Raw genomic sequence first — 9804 nt, forward strand, 5'->3', positions numbered from 1 at the left:
GGCCGTAGGCCGACTCGATGGTGCCGCGCGCCAGGCCGAGTTCTTTCATCAGCGCGCGGGCCGACGGGATGCGGTCGCCGGGCTTCAACACGCCGGCGTCGATGGCGGCGCGGAAGCGGTCGTAGATCTGGCGGTAGTAGGGCTCGGCCGCCGAGGGGTCCAGGGGCGCGAGGGTGCTCGCGGGCGGGGCATTCATGCGCCCATCATGGACCGGCGACGGCAGCCTGCCACATGTCGACGCGAACTACGCGCAGGCGCAGCACTCGGCCACGGCCGAGGTGTCGCCGCTCGGGGCCATCGCGCTCTCCGATGTGCTGATCCGCGAGCTGGAGCGCGCCGACGTGCTGGTCATCGCGACGCCGATGCACAACCTGGGCGTGCCGTCGACGCTGAAGGCGTGGATCGACCACGTGGTGCGGGCGCGGCGGACCTTCAACGTGACGGCGCAGGGCAAGGTGGGTGCATTGCGCGACCGGCCGGTGTTCATCGCGATCGCATCGGGCGGGCGGTTCTCGGGCGAGCACGCGCGCCAGCCGGATTTCCTGACGCCGCACCTCAGGCTGATCCTGGGCACGATCGGGCTGCACGACGTGAGCTTCTTCTCGGTGGAAGGCACCGGTGCCGGGCCCGAGGCGGTGGAGGCGGCGCGGGTTCATGCGGAGCGGGCGCTGGCGGAGCACTTCTCCTCTCCGATTGCGAGACAATCCGGYCCCATCGAGCATCCCAGAGACCCAGGAGCACAGTGACCCTCCATCGCCTTGGCGCCGGCGTCTTCACGATCCCGGGCTTCCTGACGCCCGAAGAATGTGCGAGCTTCATCGCGCGCAGCGAGCGCATCGGCTATTCGGAAGCGGCGATCCGGACTGCCGACGGCGACCTCGTGTACAAGGATGCGCGCAACAACGATCGCATCATCTTCGATGACGGCGAGTTGGCCGACTCCCTCTTCTCGCGCGCCGGTGCATTGCTGCCGGCCGAACTCGACGGCTGGTGCCTCAGCGGCTTCAATGAGCGATTTCGCTTTTACCGGTATGACCAGAGCCAGCAGTTCACCTGGCACCTCGACGGCACGGTGAGGCTGGGGCCGGATCGCGAGAGCGTCCTGACTTTCATGATCTACCTCAACGATGACTTCGAAGGCGGGAACACCGACTTCGGCTGGGAAACCGTCAAGCCCGTGCAGGGCATGGCTCTGGGCTTCCCGCACCGGCTGCGCCACCAGGGAGCGATGGTCCGCTCCGGCATCAAATACGTTCTTCGGACTGACGTCCTGTATCAACAGACACCTTCAAGATCATGAGAATCCTTGCCCTGTCGACACTTGTCGCGGCCCCGTTGCTCGCGGCCTCCAGCGCATTCGCGGCCGACGTGGTCCTCACGATGAACTCGTACGGGCCCGTCCAGATCGGCATGCCCATCGCTCAGGCGCATCAGCTGCTGACCAAGTTGGGGCGGAAGAACCTGCCCAATCCCAAGGGCGTCGCGAAGGTCGGCTGCGGCTACTACAGCGTGTCCGAAGAACTCCGGTACATGACGGAAGACCAGAAGATCGTGCGGATCGAGACGCGCGAATCGAACGTGGTCACGCCTTCGGGCATCCGGGTGGGGTCGAGCCTCGACAAGGTTCGGCGCTCGCTGGGCTCGCGCATCGAGGAGGGTCAGCAGCACGCCTCCAACGATCCGAACAACCGCAGCATCGTGCTCGTTTCGGGCGACAAGCAGTTCGCGATCCGGGTGGACGGCAATCAGTCGGTCGCCGAGGTCTTTGCCGGGGCGGAGCACGCGATACGGGCTGCGCCCGCCTGCTCCTGAGGCCCCATGAACCGTTCCGCACAGATCGCTTCGTTCTGCGTCGTCGCAGCCGGGCTGGTGTGCGCGGGCTTCTACCTGACGGGCGCGGTCGCCGGCCGCGTGGATCCACGGGTCTTCGGCCTCACCGCCCTTGCGGCCCAGGCGCCCATCGCGCTCGTGGCCTGGGGCGTCCCATCCGCCATCTGCTGGTTCGCGATCGGCTATGCCACGCGGGGCCGGCATGTTCGCCTGGCACTTGTCGGCGCGGGCATCGAAGCTCTTGTTCTGGCGGCTGACTGCCTGCTCTCCCCCGGAGGCGGCACCTGGGCCGCAGAGCTTCGGGCCACGGCCGTGGTGCTTCTCTGGCCGGTAGCGGCCCTGACACTTGGCGCCGTGTGCGGTGCGGCGCTCGGGGCCAGACTGAGGCACATCGTGGATCGCAGATTGGGGCTGGCCGCTGCGCCATGATCCTCCTCGCCCACTTCAGCGCCGTCATCCGCGCTGCGCTCCGCCTGCTGTGTCTGTGCGCAGGTGCCTGGTTGGCAGCCCTCGTCCCGGCCGTTCACTCCGCCAATGTCAGCCGGGCGTCGAACGCCGCCATCGGGTACCTGCCCGACATGGACCCGGGTACCGGCATCTCACTCGCGGCTCTGCTGGCCGTCCTGGTTCTCGTGGTCCTGGTGGTGATCGAGCTGTGTCGCGCATGGGCCTGGGGAAGAAGGCCCCTGGCATTGCCCTCGTACTTCGTGCTGGGCGTGGCGGCAACGTGGCCCATCGGCGTTGGAATGCACGGCATCCTGTGGGCCTGCCCGCTGAGCATTGGCGCGTTCTACGGCCTCCGCAGCTGGTGGATGGTCCGCCAGCCTACTCGTCAGCTTCCGCGTCACGAATGATCTCTCGCGTGGCCTCGAGCATGTCATCGAGAGGCTCCGGGTCGTCACCTTCGTACGTGACGATGGCCCCGAAGTCTTTCGTCAGCGCACAACTGACGATCATCACGCAGGCCAGGTCTTTTATGTCACCGCGCCAGCACATGCTGATGCAGTGATCACGACCTTCGGCCAGCGCGCGGAACAGCTTGTCGCCGCCGACGACATCGTCGGTGGGCTCGTAGAAGATCTCGAACCCCGGGCCTTCTTCGCCGTTGAGCACGAAGGGCAGAAAGCCTGAATCCGAGAACGGCGAGAATTCGGGATGCAGCTTCAGGTCGAAGCCCAGGGCATCGATCGACGACTGCAGCGCGGCGCGATCCGGCACACGGGCCTTGTCGATGAATGCGTATTGCGTGTTGGACATATCGTGTTCTCTTCTACAACGCGTCAGAGCATATCAATGCGCCGCTGCGTGCGCAGGAAACCCAAGTCTTGAGGTCAGTACCATCGCCGGCACGCATTTCCATCGCCTTGCATCCGTCATGCATCCCTGCCCTTCTCGAGTTCTCGGCATCGGCTCTGTCTCGCCGATCGTTCTGTTGCTCGCCGCACCGGCCATGGCGCAATCGCAGTCGCCCTTGCAGCCGGGCGGCTGGGCGTTCCACACGAAGATCGTCAACATCCTGCCCGATGGCAAGACAGAGAAAGAGGTGTCCGACTCCCGCTCGGAGCGATGCCTGACTGCCGAGTTCGTTGCCAGCGATCCCTACCTGCTCGCGGAGCGTGACAACAAGACGGTCGACGACCTGAGCTGCGTGGCGAGCAACTACAACCGATCCGGCAATTCAGCCAATTGGAGCTTCACCTGCACGTCGTCGAAGGGTTTCACGATACGAAGCGCAGTGCGCAATTCACTGACCGCGACAAGCATCCACAACGAACTCGAGTCGCGCGTGCGCCGCAAGGATGGCGTGGAGTTCACCCAGGTGAGCAGCACGGATGCCTTCTACAGGGGGGCGTGCGGGCCTGACATGGGGCAGTTCTGACGCGACGCATCCGTCGAACCCTTACACACCCCCCGTATCGCAGGGGGGATTCCTGGGAATGCGTGGAAGGCTGCGCTCCTCAAGAGAGGCGGGCAACGCGCCGTCGCGCCCGGAACCAGGCCGTTGCAGTGGGCAGGAACAGCAGCGCAATCGCCACGAGGTAGAGCGCAGCGTCCACCCAAGGCCAGATCTGATCCAAGAGCGGTCCGGTGCCGTTCTGCTTGCCGATGTCCATCACCGAGAGCATCCCGAGCAGAACAACCAGGTACCTGACCCAACCGACACCACGAAGCAATCCATGGACGACGGCCAACTGAAGGCCCATGAGCAAGACAAACGGTACGAAAACGACCAGAAGGGCAGCCGGCAGATGGCCTCCGGCCATGCCCTGTGCAATGCTCAGGACCTCAAAGGCACGTGGACGCCGTCGCCACCACGGAGGTGACGATCAGGAGGGCCGCGATCAAGACCGGTGCGGGTGCCCGCGCCCGCGTCATCGTGTCATTCATTTCAATCCCACCACGCCAGCAACACGGCCGACGAAGGCTTCCGAGCCAGTGCGGCTGGTACCTGGGAGGCTTCCGCACTGACCACCTCATCGGGCTGGAGTGCCGACAACTCCGCTTCGAGTTCGTCGGGACGGATGGTGCCGACGACGTACACCGTGTCGGAGAAAGGCCAGCAATCGTCGCCGGGGTCCAGTTCCGCGATCTGCGCGTAGATCGCCTCCACGTCATGCCGGCGGGCGATGCGCGCGAGTTGCGGCTCGGGTTGAGTGGACAGTTGCTGGATCAGCCGGTTGCGCTTGGTGRTGTCCATGCGAGCCTTGGAGGGTGATGCGGTGGCGTTCATGCGAGCACGCAATCTATAGGCAAATCGTCCGCGGCCACGGGATGCCGGCGTCGACTCAAGGCACAAGCCCCGGCAACGGCACCTTCAAGCTCGACCGTACCGTATACCAATAGCCCCCGCCGGTGCCGACGGGCGCGCGGTCGTAGCCCGAGTAGATCGCCGCCGTCATCGACTCCCCCTCGAACGCAAGCTCTTCGACGTGTTCCTGCTCGTCCGGAAAGTCGGAGGGTGGAACGACGGTCGCGCTCCAGGCCCGCTGCAATTGCCAATCCGGCAGGCGGCGTTCGACGAGCAGCCTGCGCAGCCGATTTCCCCCGCGGCGGTCGTCATAGACGAGCAGCCAGGCGTCAGCCCGCTGAACGATGCCGAYGAGGCTACGCAACTGCAGCGTGACGGGACCTTCGGGCGCTTGCCCGCACGAGGCCTCCTCGCCTCGAGCGTCGATGCGGCATCCGTGCTCGCGCAGCACCTTCACGCGCACGGGCTCGCGTTCGTAGGGCCCGGTCGACTTGAGGTAGATGCCCCGGGCGGCGGCGGCGTACGTGGATTGCACATAGGTGTCGGGCAGCGAGAGTGCGTTGAGCGCACGCTGCTGACCACGCGACGAAACCTGCGGTCGGTTCAGCGCCCGCCTCAGGAAATCCTCGAAGTCCCCGAGGCAGAAACCTTCGCCGGCCGTCATGTCCGTCGTGCTGGCAACCAGCGTTCCCTCGGGAAACGTCTTCGCTGTCAAGTCGTACCGAAGGCGTTGGAACCTCGAGTCGGGATCGTCGCTGCGCACCCAGTCCGCGGTGTAGGTGATGTCGACCACGATGCCTTTGCCCGCAGCGGGCGGTTCGCCGGCGAGGATCTCGACGCCTTGCGCCAGGTACTCCGGCCGCGGAACGACCTCCCAGTGCCGTGTGGCGAGCTCGGCGCCATGCAGGCGGATGTAGACGGGTTCGTCGCCCCGGGCCGGATGCTCGATCTGCCGCATCGTGCCGGCACAGCCTTGCGCGAGGGACTGGTTGATCTGCTGGCTTGCGGCCTTGCGCACCGCGAACATCTGCTTCTGCTGGTCGACGCGCTGGTAGACGTTGACGCCCAGCCATGTTGCCGTGACGACGACCACGACCAGCATCACCTTGGTGCCGAACAAAGCCCGGATGACGAAGGCGACGAGTGCGGCGACACCGAGGATCGCCCACAGCGCGAGTTGGACAAAGCCGTCGCCGATGCCCCCGTACGAGCCCTGGCCTTGCGCCAGTACCGAGCTGGTCCAGGACAGGAGGGACAGGCCGGCGATGGCCGGGGTTCGGTCGGTCATTCGAAATGATCTGAAGAAGATGATGCTGGCAATGGCAGGCGAGAGTAGACACGGAATCTGCTGCCAATGGCCGGCATCCCCCATGTTGGGGAAGCACGTTTGCCGAGCCGGACGCGAGGCATTGATGCGCTAGGCTCGTCACCATGAATGCAGCTGCAATGCCACATCGACACCCATGCGCCGATCGACACTGATAGCTCCCGTTGTTGCGTTCGGCGCCTTGGCCGGTTTGATGCTGGGACCCTTGTCAAGGATCGACCACCGCGGGTACCGTCTGATGGAAGGCCGGATCGGCATCGCCAACCTTTCGCAGGCCGTCGAGCTCTACCGGCAGGACAACGGCGACATCCCCACCGAGGCGCAGGGGCTCGCGGTGCTGGTCAGCAGCTCGCGGCCCCTCCTCGACAGATTGCCGAACGACCCCTGGGGGGCGCCGTACCTCTATCGACGAACGGCCTCGAAGCCCGGCTTCGAGATCCACTCCGCCGGACGCAACGGGCGCGACGAAGGTGGTGCTGGCGATGACCTCACCACGGCCTCCAAGGCTTACCGCTGCGAGGACTACCAAGTCAATTGCGGACTGACTTCGGAGCAGTTCTGGTTTTTCGCCTTCACCGCCGCATTCCTCGCCAGCGTGGGCATGCTGGTGCTCAACGGAATCAGGTTCGTGGTTGATCGTTTCCGCACCAAAACTGACTGATTCCGCCCACATCCCACCCTGGTTCGGCTCCTACACTGTTCCCACAAGGAGACGACATGTTCAACCACATCATGGTCGGCAGCAACGACCTCCAGCGCTCGAAGCAGTTCTACGACGCCGTGCTGAGCGTCCTGGGCGCCGGTGAGCCGGCGCCCAACACAGCGGGCTCGGGACACGCCCGGCTCTTCTACCGCCACAACGGCAGCACGTTCGCAATCAGCCAGCCGATCAACGACGAGCCGGCCACGTTTGCGAACGGCGGCACCATCGCGTTCCGGTGCGAATCGCCCGAGCAGGTGCGAACCTTCCACGATGTGGCCGTGGCTCACGGTGGCAGCTCCATCGAGGAGCCACCCGGCTTGCGCGAGGGCACGCTCGGTGCCTACCACCTGGCCTACGTGCGCGACCCCGACGGCAACAAGCTCTGCGCCATCTTCCGGGTGAAGCCATAGCTCCGACACGAAGCCTCCACACCCGCCCCGGCGTCGGACTGACCGCGAATGTGGTGCAGCGCAGCGCGCTGCGATTCAGCAAGGTCGTCGTCGACAGCCCTGCGCTGATCCTCGTGCGGCACGGCACGAAATCGCTTCGATCCGGCGGGCAGCGCTGGACGCTGGAAGACGGCGACGCCATTGCCATCGCCGGCGGGCAATCGTTCGACGTGTCGAACCGGCTCTCGGCAGCCGGGCTCTATGAAGCCCGCTGGCTGGTGTGGGACCGGGCCGTCATCGAGCAGTTCGCACCAACATCGCCGGCAGAGCAGCCGCTGACAGGTGCCAAGGTGCTCAAGCAGGTCAGCGCCGAGTTGGCTGCGGCATTGGAGCGGGCGGTCGCGGCCGTGGCCGACCCCTCAGGTGTTCCCGACGAGGTGGCGCGGCACCGGCTCGCAGAGCTGCTGGTGTGGCTCTCGCTCGCCGGCGTTCGATTCGCGGCGCAGCGCGCGGCGACGATCGCGTCGGAGCTGCGAACGCTCTTCGGCGCCTCCACGGCACAGGCGTGGACCGTGCCGCAAGTGGCCGACCGGTTGTCGATGAGCGAAGCCACGTTGCGCAGGCGCCTGAGCGCCGAAGGCACCCGCTTTGGCGACCTGCTCGCCGACGTGCGGATGTCGCGTGCGATGACCTTGCTGCAGTCCACCGACCAGCCTGTCGCGCACATCGCGCTGACAGTGGGCTACGAATCGGCCTCGCGTTTCGCCATCCGGTTCCGAGAGCGTTTCGGGTTTGCACCGACGGCGATCCGGGGGCATCGCCGCGCAGGTGCGTGAGAAGATCGCGGCACAACGAGGAGGGGTTTTCATGAGCGGAATGTGGCTTCGCGCGGCCATGGTGTGCTGCGCATGGGTGCTGGCGTCTTGCGGCGGGGGTGGGGGCGACGGCGGCGTCACTTCCCAGGTGAATGTCACCAGCGATCGCTCGAGCATCGAGTTCGCCGGCTTCACCGGTACAGCGGCCGCGCAGCAAAACGTGAACTTCACGTTGCTCAACGGCTCGGGCACCTACTACGCCGAGGTCGTTCCCGATCGGCCGGGGGAGTTTGCCTCGACGTTCACGCTCACCGGCAACACGACCGCGCGCGTCACGCTGACCCGGTTCAGCTCCGCGGCAGCGGGCCAGGGCAGCGGCAACTTCGTCTTCCGGCTGTGCACGGACGCGGCCTGCAAGAACGTCGCCTGGTCGCAGACCATGCCCTACAGCTACGCGATATTCGACATCGACGGCAAGGCGCTGGCCCTCGGCGGCGTCGAAGGCGATGCCGCCGCAGCGAAGCCCTTGGCCATCACGCCGGCCGACACCGGCAACCGCCTCGTCGTCTCGAGCAGCACGATCAAGGGCTCGGGATGGCTCTCGGCCACCCGCGTCTCGGCAAGCGGCATCAGCGTGGCGGCCACGGCCGCGTCTCTCGCGCCGGGCAGCTACCAGGGCACGGTGCAGGTGCGATTCGCCGACCTGGGGAATTCTTCGCCGATCCTGGACATTCCGGTGGCCTTCACGGTCGGCTCGGGCTTCAAGGCCCCGGCAGCCGGCCAACTCGTCATGACCGCCGACACGGCCACGCTCACCGGCACCGCCGACGTGGCCTTCAACACCAGCCAGAGCCACGCCTGGACGGCCAGCAGCGACCAGCCCTGGCTGGTGCTCGACACCCCCGCCGGCGGCGGCGCCGGCACGCTGCAGTACCACGCTGACCTGGCGCGCGTGGGCGAGGTCGCCAACTGGGGCTCGACCACCGCCAACGTGACGATCCACGCCGCGGGCCTGACCGATGCCGTGCTCCCGGTCACGCTGAACAAGCAATTGCCCGAGATCTACACGACCTCGCCCGCCACGATCGTGGCAGGGCAGCCGGCCACCGTGCGCGTGACCGGACGCGGCCTGTCGCAGTTGTCCGGCGTCGGCCGCATCCAGGTGGCAGGCGCTGCCGGCGTCACCGGCACCGTCACCAGCGATCGCGAAGCCGTGCTCGAGGTCCCGGCGCTGGCGGCGGGCCGTGCGAAGGTGTCGGTGACGAACGCTGCGGGCTTCGCAGCCTGGAGCGGCGCCATCGGTGTCGCGACGCGGGGTGTGCTGCCGGCGAGCACGGCGGCCAACGCCGGCGAGAAACGCTCGGCGCTGTTCGACCCCACGCGCAATGCGCTGTACGCCATCAACCTCGATCAGAACACCTTGGTGCGTTTCCGCTATGCGGGCGGCCAGTGGCAGGTCGACGGGCTGCCGGTGGCGGCCATCGGCGACTTGGCGATGTCACCGGACCGGCAGACGCTGTACGTGGGTTCGGGCACGCGCAACCTGCTCGCCGTCGATGCGGACACGCTGCAGGTGAAGAACACCTACCCGCTGCCGGCGCAGATGGATGGGTCGGTGTCGCCTTCGAAGTACTTCACGCGCGGCATGGYGACCACCAGCGACATGCGCCTGTGGTTCGGCGGCAGCCAGTGGTCGAACATGGGCTACTTCGACATGCTCAGCGGCAGCTACGGGGTGCAGCCGATCCCCGGCTCGAACTTCAGCCTCTACTCGCCGGAGTTCTACGCGCCGGGCGATGGCTCGAAGCTGTTCGTGCTGAACCCGCCGATGCTGTCGCCGCGGTTGCCCAGCTACCTGTACACGACCGCGACCGCGAGCCTGAGCTCCCCGTCGACGCTGCCCAACCCGTACCGCAGCGTCGCCTACGACGCGACCGGCAGCCGGGCCCTCGTCGACGACGAGACGCTCTACGACGGCGTCAACTTCAGCC

Annotated in this window: 15 protein-coding genes; 10 read left to right on the forward strand and 5 right to left on the reverse strand. The window is 66.5% G+C overall.

Annotation, left to right across the window (positions count from 1 at the left end; all coding sequences use genetic code 11):
* On the reverse strand, window positions 1-196 hold a 196-nt coding region (locus AC1D12_RS14750; protein ID WP_477841173.1), incomplete at its 3' end, for a GntR family transcriptional regulator.
* Between AC1D12_RS14750 and AC1D12_RS14755 the strand changes: the two genes are divergently transcribed.
* The 5 genes from AC1D12_RS14755 to AC1D12_RS14775 are packed head-to-tail and all read left to right on the forward strand — an operon-like array spanning window position 195 to window position 2684.
* Window positions 195-746 (forward strand): FMN-dependent NADH-azoreductase, encoded by a 552-nt coding sequence (locus tag AC1D12_RS14755; RefSeq protein ID WP_477841175.1) that lies wholly within the window; start codon window positions 195-197, stop codon window positions 744-746. The two genes, AC1D12_RS14750 and AC1D12_RS14755, sit on opposite strands and share 2 nt — an antisense overlap.
* The gene (locus AC1D12_RS14760; protein WP_477841176.1) at window positions 743-1300 is read left to right on the forward strand and encodes a 2OG-Fe(II) oxygenase; all 558 of its coding nucleotides are present in this window, start codon (window positions 743-745) and stop codon (window positions 1298-1300) included. The genes AC1D12_RS14755 and AC1D12_RS14760 overlap by 4 nt, the downstream gene beginning before the upstream one ends.
* Entirely contained in the window at window positions 1297-1812 is a 516-nt protein-coding gene (locus AC1D12_RS14765) for a hypothetical protein (protein ID WP_477841178.1), read from the forward strand. Before AC1D12_RS14760 ends, AC1D12_RS14765 begins: the two co-directional genes overlap by 4 nt.
* A gap of 6 nt (window positions 1813-1818) precedes the next feature.
* Entirely contained in the window at window positions 1819-2259 is a 441-nt protein-coding gene (locus tag AC1D12_RS14770; RefSeq protein ID WP_477841180.1) for a hypothetical protein, read from the forward strand.
* Entirely contained in the window at window positions 2256-2684 is a 429-nt protein-coding gene (locus tag AC1D12_RS14775) for a hypothetical protein (RefSeq protein ID WP_477841182.1), read from the forward strand. The genes AC1D12_RS14770 and AC1D12_RS14775 overlap by 4 nt, the downstream gene beginning before the upstream one ends.
* Here the strand turns inward: AC1D12_RS14775 and AC1D12_RS14780 are convergent.
* Entirely contained in the window at window positions 2656-3087 is a 432-nt protein-coding gene (locus AC1D12_RS14780) for a hypothetical protein (protein ID WP_477841184.1), read from the reverse strand. The two genes, AC1D12_RS14775 and AC1D12_RS14780, sit on opposite strands and share 29 nt — an antisense overlap.
* A 118-nt stretch (window positions 3088-3205) precedes the next feature.
* On the opposite strand from AC1D12_RS14780, the gene AC1D12_RS14785 reads away from it, so the two are divergent.
* Window positions 3206-3709, forward strand: coding sequence for a DUF3617 domain-containing protein (locus AC1D12_RS14785; RefSeq protein ID WP_477841186.1), 504 nt, complete (start codon window positions 3206-3208; stop codon window positions 3707-3709).
* A 79-nt stretch (window positions 3710-3788) separates the two neighbouring features.
* On the opposite strand, the gene AC1D12_RS14790 is transcribed toward AC1D12_RS14785, so the two are convergent.
* The 3 genes from AC1D12_RS14790 to AC1D12_RS14800 form a co-directional block, all read right to left on the reverse strand.
* A complete protein-coding gene (locus AC1D12_RS14790; RefSeq protein ID WP_477841188.1) occupies window positions 3789-4094 on the reverse strand; it encodes a hypothetical protein in 306 nt (101 codons plus the stop codon).
* Between the two features lie 125 nt (window positions 4095-4219).
* Entirely contained in the window at window positions 4220-4561 is a 342-nt protein-coding gene (locus tag AC1D12_RS14795) for a hypothetical protein (protein ID WP_477841190.1), read from the reverse strand.
* Between the two features lie 55 nt (window positions 4562-4616).
* Window positions 4617-5867 carry a hypothetical protein gene (locus AC1D12_RS14800; RefSeq protein WP_477841191.1) on the reverse strand — a complete coding sequence of 417 codons (1251 nt, stop codon included), beginning with the start codon at window positions 5865-5867 and terminating at the stop codon, window positions 4617-4619.
* Window positions 5868-6144: 277 nt separating this feature from the next.
* Here AC1D12_RS14800 and AC1D12_RS14805 point away from each other — a divergent pair, with 277 nt between their 5' ends.
* The 4 genes from AC1D12_RS14805 to AC1D12_RS14820 all read left to right on the forward strand — a co-directional run.
* A complete protein-coding gene (locus AC1D12_RS14805; protein WP_477841193.1) occupies window positions 6145-6567 on the forward strand; it encodes a type II secretion system protein GspG in 423 nt (140 codons plus the stop codon).
* Window positions 6568-6623: 56 nt separating this feature from the next.
* Window positions 6624-7019 (forward strand): VOC family protein, encoded by a 396-nt coding sequence (locus tag AC1D12_RS14810; protein WP_477841195.1) that lies wholly within the window; start codon window positions 6624-6626, stop codon window positions 7017-7019.
* Window positions 7020-7069: 50 nt separating this feature from the next.
* Window positions 7070-7834: a helix-turn-helix transcriptional regulator gene (locus tag AC1D12_RS14815; RefSeq protein ID WP_477841197.1), complete on the forward strand. Its 765-nt coding sequence runs from the start codon at window positions 7070-7072 to the stop codon at window positions 7832-7834.
* Between the two features lie 127 nt (window positions 7835-7961).
* Window positions 7962-9804 (forward strand): IPT/TIG domain-containing protein (locus tag AC1D12_RS14820; RefSeq protein ID WP_477841199.1); only part of this gene is annotated, 1843 nt, incomplete at its 3' end.

The organism is Rhizobacter sp. P1_G5 (assembly GCF_056405435.1).

Coding starts and splice junctions, on each gene's coding strand:
- AC1D12_RS14765 (WP_477841178.1), top strand. CDS start 1,297: ATGAGAATCCTTGCCCTGTCGACACTTGTCGCGGCCCCGTTGCTCGCG.
- AC1D12_RS14770 (WP_477841180.1), top strand. CDS start 1,819: ATGAACCGTTCCGCACAGATCGCTTCGTTCTGCGTCGTCGCAGCCGGG.
- AC1D12_RS14775 (WP_477841182.1), top strand. CDS start 2,256: ATGATCCTCCTCGCCCACTTCAGCGCCGTCATCCGCGCTGCGCTCCGC.
- AC1D12_RS14780 (WP_477841184.1), bottom strand. CDS start 3,087: ATGTCCAACACGCAATACGCATTCATCGACAAGGCCCGTGTGCCGGAT.
- AC1D12_RS14785 (WP_477841186.1), top strand. CDS start 3,206: ATGCATCCCTGCCCTTCTCGAGTTCTCGGCATCGGCTCTGTCTCGCCG.
- AC1D12_RS14790 (WP_477841188.1), bottom strand. CDS start 4,094: ATGGCCGGAGGCCATCTGCCGGCTGCCCTTCTGGTCGTTTTCGTACCG.
- AC1D12_RS14805 (WP_477841193.1), top strand. CDS start 6,145: ATGGAAGGCCGGATCGGCATCGCCAACCTTTCGCAGGCCGTCGAGCTC.
- AC1D12_RS14810 (WP_477841195.1), top strand. CDS start 6,624: ATGTTCAACCACATCATGGTCGGCAGCAACGACCTCCAGCGCTCGAAG.